Annotated in this window: 19 protein-coding genes; 17 read left to right on the top strand and 2 right to left on the bottom strand. The window is 53.5% G+C overall.

The genetic code is table 11. The annotated features are described in order from the left end of the window. Nucleotides 1-29 precede the first annotated feature (29 nt). The 17 genes from ABHF91_RS11550 (at nucleotide 30) to ABHF91_RS11470 (ending at nucleotide 21,366) form a co-directional block, all read left to right on the top strand. Nucleotides 30-1,181 (top strand): glycosyltransferase family 4 protein, encoded by a 1,152-nt coding sequence (locus tag ABHF91_RS11550; RefSeq protein WP_409420431.1) that lies wholly within the window; start codon nucleotides 30-32, stop codon nucleotides 1,179-1,181. Next, nucleotides 1,174-2,649, top strand: coding sequence for a murein biosynthesis integral membrane protein MurJ (murJ, locus tag ABHF91_RS11545; RefSeq protein ID WP_409420430.1), 1,476 nt, complete (start codon nucleotides 1,174-1,176; stop codon nucleotides 2,647-2,649). The genes ABHF91_RS11550 and murJ overlap by 8 nt, the downstream gene beginning before the upstream one ends. Before the next feature lie 76 nt (nucleotides 2,650-2,725). Beyond that, nucleotides 2,726-3,586: a glycosyltransferase gene (locus ABHF91_RS11540; RefSeq protein ID WP_409420429.1), complete on the top strand. Its 861-nt coding sequence runs from the start codon at nucleotides 2,726-2,728 to the stop codon at nucleotides 3,584-3,586. Next, nucleotides 3,583-4,698, top strand: a complete 1,116-nt coding sequence (locus ABHF91_RS11535) for a glycosyltransferase family 4 protein (protein ID WP_409420428.1) — start codon at nucleotides 3,583-3,585, stop codon at nucleotides 4,696-4,698. The genes ABHF91_RS11540 and ABHF91_RS11535 overlap by 4 nt, the downstream gene beginning before the upstream one ends. Nucleotides 4,699-4,739: 41 nt before the next feature. Further along, nucleotides 4,740-5,792, top strand: a complete 1,053-nt coding sequence (locus ABHF91_RS11530) for a glycosyltransferase family 4 protein (RefSeq protein ID WP_409420427.1) — start codon at nucleotides 4,740-4,742, stop codon at nucleotides 5,790-5,792. A 10-nt stretch (nucleotides 5,793-5,802) separates the two neighbouring features. Then, nucleotides 5,803-6,951 (top strand): glycosyltransferase family 4 protein, encoded by a 1,149-nt coding sequence (locus tag ABHF91_RS11525; protein ID WP_409420426.1) that lies wholly within the window; start codon nucleotides 5,803-5,805, stop codon nucleotides 6,949-6,951. A 17-nt stretch (nucleotides 6,952-6,968) separates the two neighbouring features. After that, complete coding sequence (locus ABHF91_RS11520) at nucleotides 6,969-8,441, top strand: mannose-1-phosphate guanylyltransferase/mannose-6-phosphate isomerase (protein WP_409420425.1); 1,473 nt, start codon at nucleotides 6,969-6,971, stop codon at nucleotides 8,439-8,441. Then, nucleotides 8,441-9,871 carry a phosphomannomutase gene (locus ABHF91_RS11515; protein WP_409420424.1) on the top strand — a complete coding sequence of 477 codons (1,431 nt, stop codon included), beginning with the start codon at nucleotides 8,441-8,443 and terminating at the stop codon, nucleotides 9,869-9,871. Before ABHF91_RS11520 ends, ABHF91_RS11515 begins: the two co-directional genes overlap by 1 nt. Before the next feature lie 257 nt (nucleotides 9,872-10,128). Beyond that, complete coding sequence (wbaP, locus tag ABHF91_RS11510; protein WP_409420423.1) at nucleotides 10,129-11,541, top strand: undecaprenyl-phosphate galactose phosphotransferase WbaP; 1,413 nt, start codon at nucleotides 10,129-10,131, stop codon at nucleotides 11,539-11,541. Between the two features lie 306 nt (nucleotides 11,542-11,847). Then, on the top strand, nucleotides 11,848-12,735 hold the full coding sequence (gene rfbD / locus ABHF91_RS11505) for a dTDP-4-dehydrorhamnose reductase (RefSeq protein WP_409420422.1): 888 nt from the start codon (nucleotides 11,848-11,850) through the stop codon (nucleotides 12,733-12,735). 44 nt (nucleotides 12,736-12,779) lie between these two features. Beyond that, nucleotides 12,780-13,661 carry a glucose-1-phosphate thymidylyltransferase RfbA gene (rfbA, locus tag ABHF91_RS11500; RefSeq protein WP_409420421.1) on the top strand — a complete coding sequence of 294 codons (882 nt, stop codon included), beginning with the start codon at nucleotides 12,780-12,782 and terminating at the stop codon, nucleotides 13,659-13,661. Nucleotides 13,662-13,668: 7 nt separating this feature from the next. After that, the gene (gene rfbC / locus ABHF91_RS11495) at nucleotides 13,669-14,214 is read left to right on the top strand and encodes a dTDP-4-dehydrorhamnose 3,5-epimerase (RefSeq protein WP_409420420.1); all 546 of its coding nucleotides are present in this window, start codon (nucleotides 13,669-13,671) and stop codon (nucleotides 14,212-14,214) included. Between the two features lie 23 nt (nucleotides 14,215-14,237). Further along, nucleotides 14,238-15,305, top strand: coding sequence for a dTDP-glucose 4,6-dehydratase (gene rfbB / locus ABHF91_RS11490; RefSeq protein ID WP_409420419.1), 1,068 nt, complete (start codon nucleotides 14,238-14,240; stop codon nucleotides 15,303-15,305). A 406-nt stretch (nucleotides 15,306-15,711) separates the two neighbouring features. After that, nucleotides 15,712-17,079, top strand: a complete 1,368-nt coding sequence (locus tag ABHF91_RS11485; protein WP_409420418.1) for an MBL fold metallo-hydrolase — start codon at nucleotides 15,712-15,714, stop codon at nucleotides 17,077-17,079. A 106-nt stretch (nucleotides 17,080-17,185) separates the two neighbouring features. Continuing rightward, nucleotides 17,186-18,925: a Wzy polymerase domain-containing protein gene (locus ABHF91_RS11480; protein ID WP_409420417.1), complete on the top strand. Its 1,740-nt coding sequence runs from the start codon at nucleotides 17,186-17,188 to the stop codon at nucleotides 18,923-18,925. A gap of 104 nt (nucleotides 18,926-19,029) precedes the next feature. Beyond that, complete coding sequence (locus ABHF91_RS11475; protein ID WP_409420416.1) at nucleotides 19,030-20,196, top strand: nucleotide sugar dehydrogenase; 1,167 nt, start codon at nucleotides 19,030-19,032, stop codon at nucleotides 20,194-20,196. Nucleotides 20,197-20,337: 141 nt separating this feature from the next. Then, entirely contained in the window at nucleotides 20,338-21,366 is a 1,029-nt protein-coding gene (locus ABHF91_RS11470) for a hypothetical protein (RefSeq protein WP_409420415.1), read from the top strand. A gap of 160 nt (nucleotides 21,367-21,526) precedes the next feature. On the opposite strand, the gene ABHF91_RS11465 is transcribed toward ABHF91_RS11470, so the two are convergent. Both ABHF91_RS11465 and rpiA read right to left on the bottom strand, forming a co-directional pair. Continuing rightward, nucleotides 21,527-22,689 (bottom strand): IS3 family transposase gene (locus ABHF91_RS11465; RefSeq protein ID WP_409420050.1). Its coding sequence is split into 2 segments (ribosomal slippage): nucleotides 21,527-22,434 and nucleotides 22,434-22,689, totalling 1,164 coding nucleotides; the frame shifts between segments, so codons are not numbered across the junction. A gap of 184 nt (nucleotides 22,690-22,873) precedes the next feature. Continuing rightward, nucleotides 22,874-23,536 (bottom strand): ribose-5-phosphate isomerase RpiA, encoded by a 663-nt coding sequence (rpiA, locus tag ABHF91_RS11460; RefSeq protein WP_409420414.1) that lies wholly within the window; start codon nucleotides 23,534-23,536, stop codon nucleotides 22,874-22,876. Between the last annotated feature and the right edge of the window lie 12 nt (nucleotides 23,537-23,548).

Genomic DNA, 23,548 nt, shown 5'->3' with positions numbered 1-23,548 from the left:
CAATCCGATATAAAAATTTGGTGGTTTGTATGAAAAAAATAATTCAGTTGGCTAGAGAAATTGGTCATGGTGGCGGCGGTGGGGTTTCTGTTGTAGCACAAGAGCTTGAACGGTCGTTTAGTTCTTTGGGTGTCAAAGCAGAACGTTTTACCCTTGCTGACGTATCCTGCTTCCATCAAGATAAAGTGACGCTTGCTGAAAGAAACTTGATAGTTAAAAAATTGAAGTTGCTCTTTGATGTTGTAATATTCAGTATATGGGGCGGGCTAGTAGCTAAGTGGCGCCTCAAGGGGGATAAGGGAACAGCGACAATCGCACATAATGATATTATGTATGGAGATATTTATATCAATCATGGTCTACATATTGACATGTTGATGTCATCAGCATCACCCTTAAAAATGCTTTTAAGAAACCCAATTCACCCATTTCTTATTGTCAGAGAGTGGTTAAGACATAAATTTTCAGTACATAAAGCCATCGTCTGTTTCTGCGCCAGTGATGCCGAAAGATTAGCAAAATTCTATCCTTCTTCTAGAGATAAAATTCATATCATCCCTAATGGTATCAATCTTAAAAAATATGCTCCAGATATTACTAAAAGAGTTTCTGTTCGTAGTGAGTTATCGCTTAATAATGATGACTTCGTAATGATTTTTGTTGGGCATGAGTTTGACAGGAAAGGTTTAAAATACATCATCAACGCACTTAATAAAACTACTGACGATGTTAAGTTACTAGTTGTTGGTGGTGGGGACTTCAATAGTATAGAGAAATATAAAAAAGTTGCGACTGACTCAAACTTAAGCAATCGAGTATTTTTTCTTGGCGTACGAACGGATGTTCCGGATTTGCTGAACGCGAGTGATGTTTTCATTTTGCCATCTCGCTATGAAACATGGGCTTTAGTGGGATTGGAAGCGATGGCTTGTGGAATCCCGGTCCTTATGAAACCAACTGGTGGTATTTCGGATTATTTAAGTGATGGCGTAAATGGCTTCACTATAGAACGTTCTGCAGATGATATTTCTAAGAAAATATCGATGATGCGTAACAATCGAGACTTAATGGATAGCATGTCAAGAAATGCACGTGCGACTGCAGAAAAATATTCTTGGGAAATAATAGCCAAAAAATATCTAGCTTTACTCGATACAATACAAGAAGAAAAAAATGCGTAGTAACATTATCAAACTGTTTAGTGGTAATTTTATTTCTAAAATATTGGGTTTTGCTCGAGAAGTCATTTTTGCAGGGACATTAGGAACTGGGGCTGAAATTGGTGCATATAGAGTTGCCCAGACAGGTACCTTGGTGCCTATAAACTTTCTGACAAGTGATAGTCTTAATTCGGCATTCATTCCTCTCTATATAAAGTTTAGAAATGGTCCTGATGGTGAGCATGTTGTATCTTTATATACATGGGTGATGTTGGCTTTATTTTCCGCTTTCTCTATATTGCTGACACTTATTGTTCTTTTGGGTTCTTACTTCTGGGTGTCAATTTTAGCGCCAGGTCTTGATGATAAGGTTAAAGAACTTGCATCAACCATGCTTGACATCATGGGCTATGGTATTCCTGCTTATATAGTGAGTGTGCTGGGCGTCTTTATTTGTATTGCCAATGATGATTTTGTGCCAATGGCATTAAGGCCTTCAATTCAAAATGTTGGTCTATTGGCAGGTGCTTTACTTTTTTTGCTGTTTGGTGATCCCGCTTGGTTGGCATGGGGCTTTACAATTAGTTATGGTTTCTTTTTCCTATACATAACATTCAGGTTATTAAACAGGAGATTCATTGAGTGGCCAAAAAAATGGTGTCGCTTGGATGTTAAACTAATAGTGAATAGTTTTTGGTGCACAATAAAACCATTATTATTGTTACCTGTGTTATCACAAGGGAATATAGCAGTCGAGCGAGCCGTAGCAAGTCTAGTTGGCCTGGTCGCCGTATCTGCTTTAGATTATGCAAAATTTACCACTGAAACAATTTTCTTTCTGATCTCGATGCCGGTAGCCTTTGTTGGTCTTTCATCCTGGAGTGGTTTGGATAATGCGCAAGTCAAAGAAAGGATTGCCAATACCGCTAAGGCAATGCTATTCATTGCAGTTCCATTATCTTCCATTGTTGGACAGAACGCTTCACTTATAGTCGATGTTATGTTTTCTCGTGGACAGTTTGACGCTGCGTCTGCTAGTGTCACAACCTCAATATTGGTCGGTATGTCTTTTGGTATTTGGGCTCAGGCAATCGGGTATGTTTTGATAAAGGGTTTGAGTGCCACATTTAAAAACAATGTTGTATTGATGGTCATGGCGGTTTCCTTAGTAATAAATTCAATTTTCAATTTGATTTTCTATAAACATTTTGGTGCTATCACACTTGGCTTAGCAAACAGCATATATGCAATTGTGTTATTTTTTCTGTGCGTCAGAGCATTAGATTTGTGGTGCGAAATTAAGGGCGATGTTTTAACATATCTTATTGGTAGCCTTGTGCTGTTCATTATTAGTATATTTCTTTCCTGTGCATTCAACTATTCAAAATTTACCTTATTATTTGCCGCATGTCTCTACTGGATCGTTTTTTCTTTCCTTTATCGGCCAGCCAGTCAGTTTTTTTTCAGAGTTATGAGATTAAGAAGATAGAGACTGAGTCATTAGCATAATAATATAAGGTTCAATAGTATCTTGTTGTGTCGTGGAATTAGGGTAGGGTTTTAATATGAAGTCATCCCGAAGAATATGTGTGGTTGTTGTTTCATATGGTCAAAACCCATTTCTATGTGAAACATATTCTTCATTGGCAGGACAGCTAGGTGCTTTTAATGATCATGATCTATTGATCTATGTTAGAAATAATGGACCAATATATTACGACTTGGATTTCGAACCAAGCACAACACACCCATTTGTATATACACAGTCCGTTGGAAATGTTTCACTCGCATCAATTTATAATGATGCGATTAACTATCGTGAAAACGACTTTGTCCTGATTTTTGATCAAGACACCCACATTTCTGCAGAGTATATTCAATCTATCCTCAATAATATGGAACGGAATGATGTCGATTTACTTATTCCTAAAATAATGGCAAAAGGCAAACAACACTATCCAAGAGATAAAAGTGGTGTTATTGCTAGTGGTGAATACCAGACAATGCATGCTCGTCTGACTTCTATCAGTAGTGGTTTGATGATTGGCAGAAAGTTAATAGAGAAATTCAAACAAACATATAGTTCTGTATTTGACGAAAATTTTGTTCTTTATGGTGTGGATTCGTCGTTCTTTTTGCGTTTACGTCATCTGATGAAAATTTATTCGATCAAAATTGTTTGCGATGGCGAGTTATTGCACTCATTATCATCTCATGAAGTTGAAGCAGACTCGGTTAAACTTTTTCGTAGTTGCGAACGCTTGTATGACTTGGCCTTACAGCTGAGATATTACCCAAGACTTTCCATGATTTATCTTGTTCCACGTGAGCTGTTAAAGGTTGTGTTACTGCACAAGAAGCCAAGCTTACTTCTCGATTTTTTCCGTGTGGCTGTGTCCGGAAAACACCCTAGAGGAAATAAATGAATATGTTATGTGGTGACGTAATAATTCTGCATGATACTGGCGGTCAACCATACTATGAAGCAATTGAGCATTTGAAGAAAAAAGGTGACATTTCTTCTCTGGTTTATTTAGAGTCCAGCGTCTTTTTCTTGCTTGCCAGATTTATTGTTAAGAAAAACTTCAACATTAAAAATCTACGGAGAGTTATTAACAATCTTGTTTTTAGGGTCAGTCTACCTTTTGTAAAAAACAAGACAATTATCATGGGCATGGGGCCGTACGATTTTCGATTCTTTTTTTATTCTCTGCTCGCCTATAAGAATACGCTTATCTATCAGACGTCTTGGCCATATTGGTGGTCTAATAATGTGCCTCGGCGTTACTGGTTCTTCACATCATTTGCCAAAAATGCGATCAAATACTGCATAGAAAATAGACCCTTCAAAGTGGTATGTGTTTCACGGGCTGCGTATGATACTTTATGTTCTCAACTTTCTCCTGCCGCTTGTAAGAAAGTGTCTATTATCCCACACTGCATTAACACGGCTGTTTTTAAACCCGGGAGGAAATGGGGTGGTGAATTTCGCGTCAATGGAAAGTTTAATATTCTTTTTGTGGGGCGGCTTGTTAAGTCAAAGGGCATTCCATTAATTGTCGAATTGATAAGCTTGGCCCCGCCAGACTTATTTTGTTTTACTGTTGTTGGTGATGGTCCCATGCTGTCTTTTCTAAAAGAGAAATATGAGGCCGCAACCAACGTTCATATCACTGGTCCTATCAGAAACAAAAATGACCTAGCTTCTGTTTATGCGGACGCTGATGTTCTGCTTGTTCCATCCGTACGGAACAAACGCTGGGAAGAGTTATTCGGGATTGTTGTCATCGAAGGTTTAAGTAGTGGGTCTGTGGTCATTGCATCTAATCATGTTGGTCCTAATGAAATTCTCGATGACGGTGTGACGGGATTCTTGGTTTCAGATCAAGTTGAGGCTTGTCATTATTTCAGAATTATTAACAAGCTGCGCTCTGATAAAAAACTGTTTAGTGGATTATCTAATAGTGCAACTCAGGCCTCTGAAAAATATTCTATAGAAACAGTTTCTGAAAGTTGGATGCAACTCTTGTCCAACTGATGTGTTTCACTTGAACTATCATTGTAAATTTTGAGGTTTCAGTGAGTATATTTATTAATGATCGAATCATTCAAAGTGGAAAGTTGACCGGTGTTCATCGTTATCTCCACTCAATTATGGCTGAGTTTCCATCTGGTAGCTTTTCTACCATTCATCCTCAGTTTTTTAGTGCGGGTGCGAAAGGGCATTTCTGGGAGCAAGTAATACTGCCTCGCATGTTGTCTCATAACTTAAATGAAGATGTCTTGTGGAGTCCATCTAATACTGGTCCTATCACAAAACTAAAATGCAAGCATGTTGTTACAATCCATGATGTTGCAGCAATTGAGCACCCTGAGTGGGTAACGAAAGGATTTGGCCTTTTATATCGGCATATTACCCCTAGGTTGATCAGTAATTGCGATGCTGTGATCGCTGTTTCTGAGTATACTAAGCAGCGTCTCATGGATTTGTACGGCTTGAACGATGATAAAGTTCATGTCATTCACAATGGCGTGGATGAGAGATTTAAATATTCTTCCTGCGATGCCGCAGAACGTTCATTGTTACGGCAAAAGTATGGCATATCCACAGATAAATTTATTTTAACTTTGAGCTCGATCGAGCCAAGAAAGAATATTGGCAGATTGCTTGCGGCTTGGGAACAGATATCCTCAGGCTTTTCTGACGTTACCTTTGTTATTGCTGGTGTGCGCAATGATAAAATCTTTTCAGATATAGGTATAGATAGAGTGCCTGAAAATGTTCATTTCACGGGCTATATTGATGACGCTGACATTGTTAAACTTTATCAGAGTTCAGCTGGGTTTGTTTATGCCCCGCTCTATGAAGGATTTGGTCTTCCGCCATTAGAGGCAATGTCATGTGGTGTTCCAGTGATTACCAGCAATACAACATCTCTTCCTGAAGTTGTCGGGGATGCTGCCTTGATGGTTGAACCAACTGATATAAACGATATTTCTTCGGCAATGTCTAACTTGCTTAACGATTCAATGCTCGCTCATAGGTTGTCTACGGCTGGATTAAAGCAAGCAAAAAAGTTTTCATGGGGAAAATGTGCTTCTGCTACGTACAATGTGCTAGCCAATATCTGAACGGTTTTTTATGAAGATTAATGTCATACACGAGTGGTTTGTCTCATATGCTGGCTCCGAGCAAGTTACGTCTAAGATTTTAAAGATGTTTCCTCAGGCTAATTTGTTTTCAATTATTGATTTCTTGCCTGAAAAAGATAGGAATAAGCTCTATGGTAAAATTGCAAACACCTCGTTTCTGCAACGCTTCCCAGGAGCTAAAAAACACTATCAAAAGTTGCTGCCATTAATGCCGCTCGCCATTGAGCAACTGGATGTGTCTGATGCCGATATCGTGATTTCCAGTGCCCATGCTGTTGCCAAGGGTGTGCTGACCGGGCCAGATCAATTGCATATCAGTTATGTGCATTCACCCATGCGCTATGCCTGGGACTTGCAACATCAATATCTGCGGGAATCCGGTTTGAACAAAGGCATCAAAGGATGGATTACAAAGTGGTTGTTGCATAAGTTGCGGCTCTGGGATTACCGCACGGCAAATGGGGTAGATCACTTCGTCGCCAACTCACAGTTCATTGCACGCCGCATTAAGAAGATCTACGGCCGCGATGCTACCGTTATCTACCCTCCTGTTGCAGTGGAGGACTTCCCCTGCGTTGAACAGAAGGAAGCGTTTTATTTCACCGCCTCGCGGATGGTGCCCTACAAGAAAATGGATTTGATCGTTGAGGCATTTACCAATATGCCTGATAAGCGACTGGTCGTGATAGGGGATGGTGGCGAATACAAGAAGATTGCCTCCCTGGCCAGCAAGCATGACAACATCACGCTGCTTGGCTATCAGCCTTTCGAGGTGTTGAAGTCGCATATGCAGCGTGCCAAGGCCTTTGTGTTTGCTGCGGAAGAAGATTTTGGCATTACTCCGGTTGAGGCGCAGGCCTGTGGAACGCCCGTGATTGCGTTCGGTAAGGGCGGCGCCTTGGAGACGGTTCGTCCACTGGGGGTTGCTGAGCCCACTGGGCTGTTTTTCTCGGAGCAAACGCCTGAGTCTCTGTGCCAGGCTATTTTGCAGTTTGAGGCGGAACCGGCATCCTTCTGCGCGGCCAACTGCCGTAAAAATGCCGAACGCTTTTCGGAAGAGCGCTTTTGCCAGGAGTTCTCCGCATTTGTCGAAGCGAAGTGGCAGGCGTTCCAAGCGGATAAAAAAATACAGTATTAAGTTGATGAGAGTGCGTTATGTCTAGTGTTATACCCGTCATCATGGCCGGTGGCTCAGGCAGCCGCCTGTGGCCGCTTTCTCGTGAGCGTTATCCCAAGCAGTTCCTCAAGCTCGATGGTGAAGACACCATGTTGCAGGCGACGGTGAATCGTCTGCAACAGCTGGCTTGCGAGCAACCGCTGGTGATCTGTAATGAGGACCACCGCTTCTTGGTGGCAGAACAGCTGCGGCATCTGGGCAAGTTGGCCCATAACATCATCCTTGAGCCGGCGGGGCGCAACACGGCGCCCGCCATAGCCCTAGCGGCATTGACGGCGTTGCAGACCTCCGCCGCCGGTGAGGATCCCTTGCTGTTGGTGCTGGCCGCCGATCATGTGATCCGCGACGAAGCCGCGTTTACCGCCTCGGTGCAGCGGGCGATTCCTCTTGCCGAGGCAGGCAAGCTGGTCACCTTTGGCATTGTGCCGACCCATGCCGAGACGGGGTACGGCTATATACGCCGTGGTGATGAGGTGGTGACAGGTTGCGAGGATCTCACCTCGGTCGCTTCATCACACGAGTCTGCATATGTCGTGTCCCAGTTTGTCGAGAAGCCTGATGCCGCCACGGCCGAGGGCTATCTGGCCAGCGGAGAGTACTACTGGAATAGCGGCATGTTCCTGTTCAGGGCTAGCCGTTTCCTCGCCGAACTGCAGGCGTTTCGCTCCGATATTTATGCCGCCTGTGTCAAGGCGGTGGGCACCATCAACCCGGATCTGGATTTTGTGCGTGTGGATAAGGCCGCCTTCCTCGCCTGCCCGAGTGATTCCATTGACTACGCGGTGATGGAGAAGACGGCCGATGCGGTGGTGGTGCCGATGGATGCCGGTTGGTCAGACGTCGGCTCCTGGTCATCGCTGTGGGAGATCTCGACCAAGGATGCGGCGGGCAACGTGTGCCGTGGCGATGTGATGCAGCATGCCAGCCAGAATAACTATGTGTTTGCCGAGAGCGCGCTGGTGAGTCTGGTGGGGGTCGACAATCTGGTGGTGGTGCAGACCAAGGATGCCGTATTGGTGGTGGATCAGCGCCAGGTGCAGGATGTAAAGAAGATCGTCGAAGGGCTGAAGGCCAGCGGGCGCTCTGAGCATCAGGTGCATCGCGAGGTCTATCGGCCCTGGGGCAAGTACGACTCCATCGACAATGGCGTCCGCTATCAGGTCAAGCGCATCACGGTCAAGTCGGGTGAGAAGCTGTCCCTCCAGATGCATCATCACAGGGCCGAGCACTGGATCGTGGTGTCCGGTACCGCCAAGGTGACGCTGGGTGAGCGACAGTTCCTGCTGGCCGAAAACCAGTCCACTTATATCCCATTGGGTGAACTGCACAGTCTGGAAAATCCTGGCAAGGTGCCACTGGAGTTGATCGAGGTCCAATCTGGCTCCTATTTGGCGGAGGATGATATCGTGCGTGTGCAAGATCACTATGGCCGCATGGAGGAGCCCGTCTAATGTCCAGTGTATTCAACAGTTCAACCCTTATTGCCCAGAGTGGCGTGGCCTTTGGCACCAGCGGTGCCCGTGGCCTAGTGGTGGATTTTACTCCCGAGGTGTGTGCCGCCTTCACCCATGCCTTCGTGTCTGTGATGCAGCGTGAAGGTCCGGTCACTCAGATGGCTCTGGCCATCGATAACCGTCCCAGTAGTCCGGCCATGGCCCAGGCCTGTGCCGCCGCCATGCTCCAGGCAGGGATTGAGCCGATTTATTACGGCGTGGTACCAACCCCGGCGCTGGCTTACCAGGCGATGCAGGACAAGATGCCATGCATCATGGTGACCGGTAGTCATATTCCCTTCGATCGCAACGGCCTCAAGTTCTACCGGCCGGATGGCGAGATCACCAAGGTTGATGAGCAGGCAATCCTGTCGGCCAACGTCGACTTTGCCGCTTTGCCCGCCTTGCCGTTGTTGCAGGCGCGTCCCGAGGCGGCTAACGCCTATTGCCACCGTTATAGTTCGCTGTTCTCCACCGATCTGTTGGCTGGCAAGCGAATCGGTGTCTACGAGCACTCCAGCGCGGGTCGGGATCTTTATGCTCCTTTACTGCGTCAGTTGGGGGCCGAGGTGGTGTCCCTGGAGCGCAGTGACGAATTCGTGCCCATCGATACCGAGGCGGTGGGGGAGGAGGACAAGGCCAAGGCGCGTCGCTGGTCGGCCGATTATCAGCTGGATGCCATCTTCTCCACCGATGGGGATGGGGATCGTCCTCTGGTTGCCGACGAGCAGGGCGAATGGCTGCGGGGTGATATCTTGGGCTTGCTGTGTGCCGATGCCTTGCAGATCCAGGCCCTGGCCATCCCGGTCAGCTGCAACACGGCGGTGGCCAGTTGCGGCCGCTTTGCCAAGGTGGCACTGACAAAAATCGGTTCGCCCTATGTGATTGCCGAGTTTGCCGAACTGGCCAAGGGCTATCAGCGGATTGCCGGTTTCGAAGCCAATGGCGGCTTCTTGCTGGGCAGCGATATCGAACTCGCCAGCAAGCCCCTGGCGGCCTTGCCGACCCGGGATGCCGTGTTGCCGTTTTTGATGCTGCTGGCGGCGGCAGGCCAGGGGGCCATCTCACCCCTGGTGGCAGCATTGCCGCAGCGGTTTAGCCATTCGGATCGTATCAAGGCGTTTCCCACGGCGCGGAGCCAGGCGATCCTGGCCGCCGGGCAGGCCGATCCCCAGGCGCTGCTGGCCAAGTTGGGCTTTGCCGGCGTGGTTGTGGCCAAGGTGGATACCACAGATGGCCTGCGAATTACCCTGGACGATGCGCGCATCCTGCATCTGCGTCCGTCCGGCAACGCCCCTGAGCTGCGTTGTTACGCCGAGGCCGATAGCATGGCGGTGGCCCAGCAGTGTGTGACTCAGGCGTTGGGAAACATAGTCGCGCTGGTGTAAGAATGCGGCCTCTCCCTGTTAGCCCGGGAGAGGCGTATTTCCTTATCTTGCTGTTTCGCCTTTAAGCAGAGGGATCTGTTACCTTTTGAAGGTTACATGGCGACTTAGTATGTCTATACTTCCCCTGCCAAATAACAAAAAGAAGCCCTACATGAGGTTTCTTATATACCAATTCTCCATTTCACAGACACGGGTGATACATGGATATTTCTCAGACCGATACCGCTATGTTTGCACCTCCCAGGGATTTTTCACCGATGATCAACAAGATAGGGCTGTTGATGTCGGATGTTCTGGCTTTTTGCTGCGCCTTTGCCATCACCTACTGGGTGATGGGGGGCATAGGTGGGGAGAGTCTGGACGTGCTGGGTTCCCTAAACAATGGGGATGGTTACGCCCGTCTGCTCAGCTTTGCCATCATAGTGCTGTGTGGTATCACCTGGTTTGGGGCCCAACTGCGCCATTATACCCACCGTAAGCCCTTCTGGAGCGAGCTTAAGGAGTGTCTGACTCTGGTGTTGACACTGGCGGTGGCCGACTTGGCGATGGTTGCTCTGTCCAAGTGGGACTTCTCCCGTGGTCAGTGGGCTCTGCTCTGGACGCTCTCTTTGCTGTTGTTGCCGGTATTTCGTTTTCTGGTAAAGAAGGGATTGGCCAAGGCGGGCTGGTGGCAATGGCCTTCGTTGATCATCGGTTGTGGCAGTAATGCGCGGGATGCCTATATGGCCCTGCGTGGCGAATCACTGATGGGCTTCGAGGTGGTGGGTTTTGTCTCGCCGGACGGCCACAGTGTGGACTCTCCTGTCGATGGGATTGCTGTGCTGCCGGGTGATATGAATACCATCACCCGCGATTATCACAATGCCAAGCTGTTCCTGGCGGTGGAGTACGAGCAATCCGAGCTGCGCGATAATTGGCTGCGCTACCTGACGGCCAGGGGCTTGCGAAATGTTTCTATTATTCCGACCCTGCGCGGTGTTCCCCTTCATGGTACCGATGTTTCGCATTTCTTCAGTCAGGAACTCTTGTTGCTGCGGGTCCACAACAACCTGGCCAGAGCCTCCTCCCGGGTGGTGAAGCGTCTGTTCGATATCTTGGTTTCCTCCTGTCTGCTGCTGCTGCTGTCTCCCGTATTGGCGTATATCGCCTTCAAGGTGTCCCGCGATGGTGGTTCCTCCATCTATGGGCACGAGCGGGTCGGGCAGTATGGGCGAAAGTTCAAGTGCCTCAAATTCAGATCCATGATCATCAACTCGCAAGAGGTGCTGGAGCAACTGCTGGCCTCTGATCCCCTGGCCCGTGCCGAATGGGACAAGGATTTCAAGCTGAAGAATGATCCGCGCATCACCCCCATCGGCCATTTCATCCGCAAGACCAGCCTGGATGAGTTGCCGCAATTGTGGAATGTGTTGAAGGGGCAGATGAGCCTGGTGGGACCAAGACCTATCGTGGAGGCGGAGCTGGAGCGTTATGGCGACGATGGGGAGTACTACCTGATGGCCAAGCCCGGAATGACGGGACTGTGGCAGGTCAGCGGCCGGAACGATGTGGATTATGCCACCCGGGTCTACCTGGACGGCTGGTACGTGAAAAACTGGTCCCTCTGGTATGACATCGCCATCATGTTCAAGACCATCGGCGTTGTGCTGCATCGGGACGGTGCTTACTGAACCTCCGCGCAGCAGTACAGTAATGTGTTTGAAGAGGCTAGCGTGATGGTCAATGCTTATCAGTTAAGGCGCCAATGGCGCCTTAACTGCCTTTCTTTCAGTGTCAACATCCTGTTTTTCAAAGCAAAAGCCAACCACAGCCTCTTCCCTTAAACAAGGGGAGAGAAAAATCGTTCCTCCCCCTTAGCATGGGGGAGGTTAGGTGGGGGATGGCTTGCCTCTGGCGCCCATTCATGAGTATCTGCTGCTTAACTGACCTGCATTGATCGTGATGGGTAGCTTTTTTCTGACTAAAAAGGGATAAAAATGACTCGGAAACTACTGCTGACGGGGGCTAAAGGGCAGGTGGGCTGCTGCCTGTTGCAACAGGCGAGCGCCTTGGGCTGGTACGTCTTGGCCGTTGATCGCGATGAGCTGGACATTACGGATAAGGCGGCGGTGTCTCTGGCGGTCACTGAATTCAAGCCAGATATCATCATCAATGCCGCTGCCCATACGGCGGTAGATAAGGCAGAAACGGATATCGATGCCTCTTATGCCATCAATCGCGATGGACCGGCTTATCTGGCGCAGGGCGCGCAACAGGTCGGCGCCCTCTTGCTGCATATCTCCACCGACTATGTGTTTGCCGGTGACAAGGATGGCCTGTATGTGGAGAGCGATCCAGTAGATCCCCAAGGTGTCTATGGTGCCTCCAAGCTGGCGGGCGAACAGGCAGTGGCCGAGTTCTGCGAGCGGCATCTGATTCTGCGGACTGCCTGGGTATTCGGTGAGCAGGGCAACAACTTCGTCAAGACCATGCTGCGACTGGCTAGCCAGCGTGACAGCCTGGGGGTGGTGGCGGATCAGGTTGGCGGTCCCACCTATGCCGGCGACATTGCGTCTGCCTTGTTGACCATGGCGCAACGGGCGTTGCAGCCGGATTTCAAGGATTGGGGCATTTACCACTTCTCGGGGGAACCCCACGTCAGTTGGCATGGTTTTGCCTGTGCCATTTTTGCGGCCGCGGTCAGTCAACAGTTGTTGACTCAAGCGCCGCGCGTCAATGCCATCGCCACCACCGATTACCCTACACCCGCCAAGCGTCCGGCCAACTCCCGACTGGATTGCACCCGTATCCGGTCCGTGTTTGGCATTGCCCCCAGCGCCTGGCCGGCGGCCCTCACGGATTTATCTCCCTACATGCCAGCCTGAGGCTGACATATATACCCAGATAGCAATAACGACGAGAACAGAGCATGAAAGGTATTATTTTAGCCGGCGGCAGTGGCTCCCGGCTGCACCCGGCCACCATTGGTGTCAACAAGCAGCTGCTGCCCGTGTATGACAAGCCGATGATCTACTACCCGTTGACCACCCTGATGCTGGCCGGTATCCGCGAGATCCTGATCATCAGCACGCCGAACGATCAGGCCACCTACCAGCGGATCTTGGGGGATGGCAGCCAATGGGGTCTTAGCATCCAGTACGCCATCCAGCCCAGCCCGGACGGTTTGGCCCAGGCCTTCCTCATCGGTGAGGAATTCATCGGCGGCGATCCCGTCTGCCTGATCCTGGGAGACAACATCTTTCACGGTCACGGCTTGAGTCAGATGTTGCAGAAGGCGGCAGGCCAGGACAGTGGCGCCACCGTGTTCGGCTATTACGTACAGGATCCGGAACGCTACGGCGTGGTGGCGTTCGACAAGCAGGGGCAGGCGGTGTCCATCGAAGAGAAGCCGGCCAAACCCAAGTCCAACTATGCCGTCACCGGCCTCTATTTCTACGACAACGACGTGGTGGCGATCGCCAAGCAGATCAAGCCCTCACCACGGGGTGAGCTGGAGATCACCGATGTTAACAACGTCTATCTGCAGCGTGGCCAGTTGCGGGTGGAGCGCATGAGCCGCGGTGCCGCCTGGCTGGATACCGGCACCCATGACTCCCTGCTGGATGCCGCCATCTTCATTCGCGTGCTGGAAAAGCGCCAGGGTCAGAAGGTGGCATCCCCCGAGGAGACCGCCTATCGCATGGGCTTTATCGATGCCGCGCAGCTCGAGGCGCTGGCCAAGCCCTTGATGAAGAGTGGCTATGGCGCCTACCTGATGCAGGTGCTGGCGGAACAACAAGAACAAGAGTGACGTGATTATGAACATCATCGAGACAAGCATCCCCGAGGTGAAGATCCTCGAACCCCAGGTCTTCGGCGACGAGCGTGGCTTCTTCATGGAGACCTGGCGTGAAGATTGGTTCAATGCCAACGTCTGCGAGCGCCGCTTCGTCCAAGACAACCACTCCAAGTCCCGCCAGGGCATCTTGCGGGGACTGCACTACCAGACCGAGAACACCCAGGGCAAGCTGGTACGGGTGGTCTCCGGCGAGGTGTTCGACGTGGCGGTGGACCTGCGCAAGGACTCGCCCACCTTCGGCCAATGGTTCGGCGTGATGCTGTCGGCGGACAACAAGCGCCAACTGTGGGTGCCGGAAGGCTTCGCCCATGGCTTCTATGTGACCAGCGAGACGGCCGAGTTCGTCTACCGCTGCACCAACTATTACAACCCGGCCGCCGAGCACTCGGTGCGTTGGGATGATCCGGACCTGGCCATCGCCTGGCCCCTGGTGGCGGGCACTGAGCCGTCCCTGTCCGCCAAGGATGCCAACGGGGTCTGGTTTAAAGACGCGGTCACCTTCTGACGACGCTATTTGAGGGAACGAGAATGAGAAAATTACTGGTGACCGGCGCCGCCGGCTTTATCGGCGCCAACTTCGCCCACTACTGGCTGCGTCAGCATCCGCAGGACCGGGTGGTGGTGCTGGATGCCCTGACCTATGCCGGCAACATAGAGACGCTCAAGCCCCTGATGGGCAAGCCCAATTTCCGCTTCGTGAAGGGGAACATCTGCAACACCGAGCTGGTGGAGCTGCTGCTGCGGGAGGAGGGTATCGACACCCTGGTGCACTTTGCCGCCGAGTCCCACGTGGACCGCTCCATCAGCGGGCCCGATGCCTTTATCGAGACCAACATCATCGGCACCCACAGCCTGCTCAAAGCCGCACGGGCGGTCTGGTTGGCCGATCCGGCCAATCCGCTGCCGCACCGCTTCCACCATGTCTCCACCGACGAGGTGTACGGTACCCTGTCGCTGAACGACCCGGCCTTCACCGAGGAGACGGCCTACGCCCCCAACTCGCCCTATTCGGCCTCCAAGGCGGCGTCCGACCATCTGGTGCGTGCCTATCTGCACACCTATGGCCTGCAGGTAACCACCAGCAACTGCTCCAACAACTACGGCTATTACCACTTCCCCGAGAAGCTGATCCCCCTGTGCCTGACCAACATACTGGATGCCAAGCCGCTGCCCATCTACGGCGACGGCAAGCAGATCCGCGACTGGTTGTTTGTGGAGGATCACTGCCGGGGCATCGAGCTGGTGCTGGACAAGGGGGTGGTGGGGGAGACCTACAACATAGGCGGCGTCAACGAGTGGCAGAACATCGACATCGTCAACCTCTTGTGCGAGCTGGTGGACGGTGAGTTTGCCGCGGATCCGACCCTGGCCGAGCGCTTCCCGGCGTCACCCTGTGCCCGGGGGGAGAGCGCCCATAGCCTCATCACCTATGTCACCGACCGGGCCGGCCACGACCGCCGCTACGCGGTGGGCACCGACAAGATCCGCGCCGAGCTGGGCTATGTGCCTCAGGAGACTTTCGAGTCCGGTATCGCCAAGACCATCAAGTGGTATCTGGCCAACGAGGCCTGGTGGCGCCCGCTGCAGCAGGGCTGATGTTTGCCTGCCGCGATAAAAAAACCGGAGCCTAGCGCTCAATGCTGGTCAGTTAAGCAGCGGAGACTCATGAAGGGGCGCCAGTGGCAGCCATCCCCCACCTAACCTCCCCCTTGGTAAGGGGGAGGAACGATTTTCCACCCCTTAATCAGGGTGCGGCGATACGCTTCCCTCCCCTTGTTTAAGGGGAGGGTGGGGTTGGCTTTTGCTTTAAAAACATGGCATTGACGCCGCAAAAAAGGCAGTTATGGCGCCATTGGCGCCTTAACTGAGCAGCAATCGGCCCAAATTGGGACCTTCTGGTATTTTTTTGCGGCAGACTTCCTATCGTCGACTGTCTGCTTTAGCAGTCGTCTCCTCTGGGGTTGATTGGCAACATAACAGCCTGTTTATCAAGGAGGATGTTATGGCCTATCAACTTGTCCACCATGGTGCCGCCTGCGGGGTGACTGGGTCCTGTCACGAGCTGCGGCTGGGGGCGGACGGCGTTTTTCGAGATAGTCTGCTGGTGGATTGTGGTTTGTTTCAGGGGGAGGAACCGGTCAAGGCAAGTCCCTTGCCCTGGCGGCGCATCCGGGCTCTGTTGCTGACCCATGCCCATCTGGATCATATCGGTCGGCTGCCCGAGCTGTGTGAGGCCGGCTGGCGCGGGCCTGTCTATTGCTCTGAGGCCACGGCAGCCCTGTTGCCCTTGATGCTGGCTGATGGTCTGCAGCAGCAGGGCCGCTCCCGCGGTTGGGTGTCCTCTTTTTTGGCCAGCTTGCAGCGTCAGATCCGCCCGTTGGCCTATGGTGCCTGGCAGCGGTTGGCCCTGCCATCGGAGCAGTCGGTCTACCTGCAGTTGCAGCCCGCCGGCCATATCCTGGGGTCGGCCAGTATCACGCTACGCCTGGCCGATGGTCAGCGTCTGGTGTTTTCCGGCGATCTCGGGACCGGCCATTCCGCCTTGTTGCGTCCGCCGGTTTCACCGCCAGCGGCGGATCTGTTGGTGCTGGAGAGTACCTATGGCGATCGCCTGCACCCGGATATCCGGCAGCGGCATCAGGTGCTGCGCCGGGTGGTGGAGCGCTCACTGCAGGATGGGGGCGCCATCTTGATACCGGCATTTAGCATAGGGCGGACCCAGGAGCTGCTGAGCGATCTGGAGCAGATCCTGGCCCAGGTGCAGGCCGCCGGGCGCAAGACGATTTGGCAGGATCTGCCGGTGGTGCTGGACTCGCCCCTGGGGGCTAGGGTCACCCGCCTGTATCGCCAGTTTCGACGCCATTGGCGCCAGGAGGCACAGCAGAAACTGGCGCAGGGACGGCACCCGCTGGATTTTTCCCAGGCGGTGACGCTGGCCGAGCATGGCGCGCATCTGGATCTCATCGCCCGCCTGCAGGCCACCGGTGAGCCGGTCATCATAGTGGCGGGCGGGGGCATGTGTCAGGGGGGCCGCATTGTCGATTATCTGCGAGCCTTGTTGCCGGATGCCAGGACCGATGTGTTGCTGTGTGGCTTTCAGGCCAAGGGCACGCCGGGTGCCCAGTTGCAGGCGGGCGCCGGCGCTGTATGGCTGGATGGGGAAGCTGTGCCTGTGGTGGCCCAGATCCATCAGCTGAGCGGTTATTCTGCCCATGCCGATCAGGCGGGATTGTTGGCGTTTGTGGCCAATATGGCCTCACGCCCCAAGGCCATCCGGCTGGTGCATGGCGAGCCGGCGGCCCAACAGGCTCTGGCGGTGGCCTTGCGCCAAGCGTTTCCCTCGCTACCTGTGGATTGCGCCGCGGACTAGGTAACCCCGTTGGGCGGTGGGCTTTTCGTGGTGTCAGGTTCTCTTTGTGACCCCTAATCAGTAAAGTAGGCGCTAATTTTTGATACAGCTAACCGCAGGACACCCTATGCAACAGGGATGGAGCCGCTCTGGGCGGTTGTTTATGTTGATTGCCGCCCTCTATTGGCTCGGGGGCATGCATTTTTTCATGCATAACCCGGGCGGTTCTGGCTTTTACCTGCCGTTTAATATGGTGGGCTGGTTGTTTGCCGCCTTGCTGATTGGGGTGGGTCTCTGGCATGTCACCCTGAGTCACAAGCTGGTGCTATCTGCCAATCAAGGCTGGTTGTGGGCCGGCTTTCTGGTGCTGTGCATTCCCTTGTTTACTCACCCAGACGTCCCCCTGGACGCCGGGATGCCGCGCCTGCTGGGGATAGCTGGCGGCTTGCTGCTGTTGTTTGCCTTGACTCAGCTGCGTTTGACCGCCTCCCAGCGGCTGCTGATGTTTTACCTGCTGCTTGGCGCCGTGGCCGTCGAGGCGCTGTTTGGGCTGGTGCAATATTTTTGGCTGACCCCGGGCAACTGGATTGGCTACAACACGCTTACCAACAGGCCCTACGGCATTTTTCAAAAGGACAGTGTGCTGTCTAGCTTTGTGGCGCTGGGAGCAACTCTGGCCCTGTTTTTGTCCTTATGGGACCCGCAGGCCGGTAGTGGTTGGCGCCGCTGGCTCTGTCATGGAGTGTTATTTGCCGCCGGCCTGCTGCTGGTGGTGATCCAATCCCGTTCCGGCCAGGGCGGGTTGCTGTTGTCGGCGCTTATCTTGTTCCCCTTGCTGTTTGTTTTCGATAAGCGTCGGGCCCTGTGGGCCTTGGCCGCCTTGCTGCTGGGGCTGCTGGCCGGGGCTATCAGCTTTGCCATTTTGAGTACGGGACGCGGGCTCGCCAGCTATGTGGGCACCATGGATTATCGTCTGCTGTACTGGCGTCACTGCCTGGACTTGTTTTGGCAACAGCCCTGGTTGGGGGTGGGCTATGGCAAGTTTGAATCGGCCTTCGTGACGTCCTACTATGCCAGCCCCTCAGGTGACACGGGGAAGACACTGATCGAGCAGAATCTGGATCATCCCCATAATGAGCTGCTCTATTGGTTGGTCGAAGGGGGACTGGTGGCCCTGCTGGGGCTGGGGCTGGCCGCGCTGGGCTGGTTGCGCATGCTTTGGTCGCAGGATAAATGCCGGGCGCTGGCGCTATTGGCCTTGCCCTTGCCGCTGTTGTTTCACGCCATGGTGGAGTACCCCTTCTATCACTCGGTGGCCCACTGGTTTGCCCTGATCTGGTTGCTCTGGTTTACCGATGCCGAACGTGCCCAGAGCAAGGTGCTGCCGCTGCGCAACTGGCTGCTGCTGCGGGCCTTGGCGCTGCTTATCCCCCTGCTGACCGTGCCCTACATGCTCACCGGGCTGCAGACTGCGTATCTGGTGACCAAGTTCGAACGAGGCGGTCTCAAGGAGCCGGCTCTGTTGGAGCAGGTGATCAATCCGTTGCCCTGGTATAGCCGTTTCATGTATGACGTGATGACGGTACGCCTCATGTATGGCTTGCAAAGCAATCATCCTGATGAGCTCAAGGCTTATGTTGATTGGGCTAAGGATTTTGTCAGCCTGATGCCGCGGGCCAATGTGTACAACAACCTGGCCATGGCGTTACACCGCCTTAACCGGCCGGACGAGGCCCTGCAGTGGCGGGCCGAGGGCCAACGGTTATTTCCGGCCGATCCGCTGTTCCAGGTTAAGCCTTCGGCGGCCGTGTCTGTGACCAAACCCGCCATGTCCCCGCCCGCTCAATCTGGCGCGGTGGCGCAGTGATGCCGTTTGCCATGAAGGGTGCTGGAGTGCTGCCGATGGCGAGCGCTCGCGCCGATATTGATTGATTTGGCCTTAGGGCTGTTCGTTTAATTAAGGAGTCTGTTGTGAAGATTGCCGTTGCCGGTACCGGTTATGTGGGTTTATCCAATGCCATCTTGCTGGCCCAGCATCATCAGGTGGTGGCGCTGGATATCAACGCCGACAAGGTGGCCATGATCAACCGTGGCGAGTCCCCCATCGTCGATGTGGAGATCGAGGCCTATCTCAAGGATCGTCCCCTGCAGCTCAAGGCCACGCTGGACAAGCAGGAAGCCTACGAAGGTGCCGATTGGGTAATTATCGCCACCCCGACGGATTACGATCCCGAGACCCACTACTTCAATACCCGGACCGTGGAGGCGGTGATCCGCGATGTCATGGCCATCAACCCCCAGGCGGTCATGGTGATCAAGTCCACCATTCCTGTGGGGTATACCGCCCGGCTGCGGGCCGAGTTGGGCTGTGACAACCTGATGTTCTCCCCCGAATTTTTGCGCGAGGGGCGTGCCTTGTATGACAACCTGCATCCGTCGCGCATCATAGTGGGGGAGCGATCCGCCCGGGGCCAGGCGTTTGCCGACCTGCTGCGGGAAGGGGCCATCAAGCAGGACATTCCCGTGTTGCTGACCGATGCCAACGAGGCGGAGGCCATCAAGCTGTTTGCCAACACCTATCTGGCCATGCGGGTGGCCTACTTCAACGAGCTGGATACCTACGCCGAGACCCATGGTCTCAACAGTCGGCAGATCATCGAAGGGGTGGGGCTGGATCCGCGCATCGGCAGCCACTACAACAATCCCTCCTTTGGTTACGGTGGCTATTGCCTGCCCAAGGACACCAAGCAGCTGCTGGCCAACTACCATGAGGTGCCCAACACCCTGATCCGGGCCATCGTGGACTCCAACACCACCCGCAAGGACTTTGTCGCCGACTCCATCCTCCGCCGCCAGCCCAAGGTGGTGGGGGTGTATCGGCTGATCATGAAGGCCAATTCCGACAACTTCCGTGCCTCCTCCATCCAGGGGGTGATGAAGCGGATCAAGGCCAAGGGGATCGAGGTGGTGGTGTTCGAGCCAGTACTCACCGAGAGCCATTTCTTCCATTCTCGGGTGATCCGGGATCTGGAGGAGTTCAAGCGCATCAGTGATGTGATTGTCTCCAACCGCATGGCCGACGAGCTGGCCGATGTGGCGGACAAGGTCTACACCCGGGATCTGTTCGGCAGCGATTAAGCGACGTCTCGGCCACTGCCGCCTGGGGTGTTTACCATGCGGGGCTGACGGCAAAATCACCGGTGATCTTGCCCGTCAGATCCCGCATACTGTGACTCCAGCCCTAGGGCTGCATAACAACGATACAGTGGCTAATACAAGATGCTGACAATCTTTCTGATGGTGTTCCTCGCCTGCTTTGTGCTGACAGGCGGGGTTCGTCGCTATTCCCTCTGGCGACATTCCCTGGCCATGCCCGAATTCCGGCATGGTCCCCTGGAGCCAACCCCGCGCGATGGCGGCTTGGCCATGATGCTGATCCTCATCGCCCTGTACTTCGAGCTGTTTGCCAAGGGCTTACTGGAACTGGACACGACCCGTGGTCTGGAGTGGTCGAGTTTTGTGGTGTTGGTGACCGGTCTGCTGCGACAGGTTATCCATATCAGCGTTCGAACCCGTCTGGCACTACAGGCCCTGGCTGCTTTCGCTGCCTTGAACTGGTATCGCCCGGATCTGATCCTGCTGGTGTTTGATTACAGCTTCTACCTTTCCGGGGTCTGGATGGTCTTGCCTTGGCTGGCCCTGATCTGGTTCATCAACCTGTTCAATTTCATGGACGGTATCGATGGCTTTGTCGGCTCCCAGGCCTTCATCATGATCTTTGGCAGTGCCTGTCTGCTGGCCCTGGCGGGAGAGCCGGCTTGGACTACCACCCTGCTGCTGCTGTGTGCGCCCATCTTGGGTTTCCTGGCGTGGAACTGGCCTCCAGCCAAGATCTTCATGGGCGAGGTAGGCGCCGGTGCTTTGGCGTTGCTGGTGTCCATCACCGGCATGCATCTGGCGGCGGAGACCTCCCTCAATCTGTGGAGTTGGCTCATTCTGATGAGCTGCTTCATCGTCGACGGCGCCTGGTCTCTGGTGGTGCGTTATTTCAAGTCACTGGATTGGCACCGCTCCCACCGCATGCATGCCTATCAGATCCTGGCCCGGCGTTGGGACAGCCATTTCTGGGTCTGTGTCCTGCTCTGGGCCATCGCCAGCTTCTGGCTGATGCCGTTGGCCTACCTGGCCATGCAATACGAGGAGTACGGTCTGCTGATCCTGCTGCTGGCCATGCTACCCCTGCTGGGGGGCTGTGCCTATCTGGGGGCGGGGCAGCCCAGAGCGTCCGTGGACGGGGACGAGGATTGACCGGTTCATCTTGAAGAAAAAAGGCCACAGATGCGGTAATGCTGGTCAGTTAAGAAACAGAGATACTCATGAATGGTCGCCAGAGGCAAGCCATCCCCCTCCTAACCTCCCCCTTGGTAAGGGGGAGGAACGATTTTTCCCTCCCCTTGTTCTGTAGTGGTCAACTAAATCCGGACACTCTGTTAAGCCGATTTTCGGCTTCTGCTGGCGGGAGCCCATCGTTATGTTGATGGGGTCGCCGCCAGTTGTAGTAGTCCATCAGGTAGTAGCTGATGTCCCGTTTTGCTTCCTGGAGTTTCTGGTATCCCGTCTCAGGGATCCATTCTGTCTTTAAACTTCTGAATACCCGCTCCATGGGGGCGTTATCCCAGCAGTTGCCTCGTCGGCTCATGCTCTGGGTTATCCGATAACGCCACAGCCGTTGCCGAAATTTCCGACTGGCATACTGGCTACCCTGATCGCTGTGAAACAGCACTCCCGGCGGACAGCCTCGTTGCTGATAAGCCATATCCAGGGCTTTCACGGCCAAGTCGGCATCCGGCTTATCGGACAGCGCCCAACCAATCACCCGCCGAGTACAGAGATCGAGTACCACCGCCAAGTAATACCAGCGGCCACCGGCCCAGACGTAGGTGATATCACCGCACCAGGCGCGGTTTGGTTGCGCAACAGCAAACTCACGTGCCAATAAATTCGGGATGTCCGGTCGTTCACACTGCGCCGCTTTATAGGCATGAGAGCCGGGCTGCTTCGATACCAAACCCGCTTCCTTCATCAGGCTACGCACCTTGAATCGACCAATTTGGTGTCCCAACTCACGCAGCCTCAACATCAGGGTTCGGCTACCAGCAGAGCCCCGACTTTCCTTGAACAAGCGCCGCACTTCACTTCTGTGCTGCAGCCGTTCACGATTTACATGGCCCTTACGCGCCAAATACTCATAAAAAGATGAGCTTGCGATATCAAACACAGAACAGACCAGTTCGGTAGACTCATGCTCTCTTAATCGCTCGATCAGCGCGTACGTTCGAGATCGTCCGCCATCAAGAGAGCTGTAGCCTTTTTTAGGATCGCTTTTTCGCGTTCAAGTCGGTTGATCCGCGCCTCCAGCTCCTGGATTTTTTGCTGCTCTGGCGTCAGCGCCTTGCTGGCCGGTGTGGAACCATTCCGTTCGGATTGCAGCTGTTGAACCCATCGACGGAGTGCGGTTTCACCGACACCGAGTGAGCGGGAAGCATCGGGCACGGAATAGCCATGTTCGAGCACCAAGCTCGCCGCTTCGAGTTTGAACTCAGCAGTAAATGAACGACGTTGTCTTGTCATTGAACACCTCGGGTTACGGTGGCGACTTTACCACCTAAAATGGTGTCCGGGATGATTAGACCACTACAGTTGGCTTTTGCCTCAAAAAACCGTGTCGTTGATGCAGTTAAGGCGCCAACGGCGCCTTAACTGATGAGCATTACCGCAGATGCGGCCTTTTTTATGCTGATGTTTTACCCTTGGCTCACTCGGTTTCCCGGGTGATGACCCCGTTGGCGGTACCAATCAGGGCCACATCGGCGCCACGATGGGCGAACAGGCCTGAGGTGACGACACCGACGATGCCGTTGATCTGGCTTTCCAGCCGCTTGGCCTGGTCGATGGTGAGGTCGTGCACATCCAGAATGTGGTTGCCGTTGTCGGTGACCACGCCACCACGCCAGATGGGGCGACCGCCCAGCTTGGCCAGCTCTCGGGCCACATAGTTGCGGGCCATGGGGATCACCTCCACCGGCAGGGGGAACTTGCCCAGCACGGGTACCAGCTTGCTCTCATCCACGATGCAGATGAAGCGCTTGGCCACGGCGGCGACAATCTTCTCGCGGGTGAGCGCCGCACCGCCGCCTTTGATCATCTCCATCTGCTCATTGATTTCGTCGGCCCCATCCACGTAGACATCCAGCTCATCCACGTCATTGAGATCCAGCACCTGGATCCCCAATTCACGCAACCGGGTGGTGGAGGCCTCTGAGCTGGACACGGCGGCTTCAATATCGTCCTTCATGCTGCCCAGGGCGGTGATGAAATGATTGACGGTGGAGCCGGTACCCACGCCGACAATGCTGCCCGGGGTGATGTACTTGAGGGCTGCCTGACCGACCGCTTGCTTCAGTTCATCCTGTGTCACGCTTGTTCTCCT

Origin of the sequence: Pseudaeromonas aegiceratis (genome assembly GCF_046254905.1) — a bacterium.
GTDB lineage: Bacteria > Pseudomonadota > Gammaproteobacteria > Enterobacterales > Aeromonadaceae > Pseudaeromonas > Pseudaeromonas aegiceratis.
This window is presented reverse-complemented; position numbering and strand designations above follow the sequence as displayed.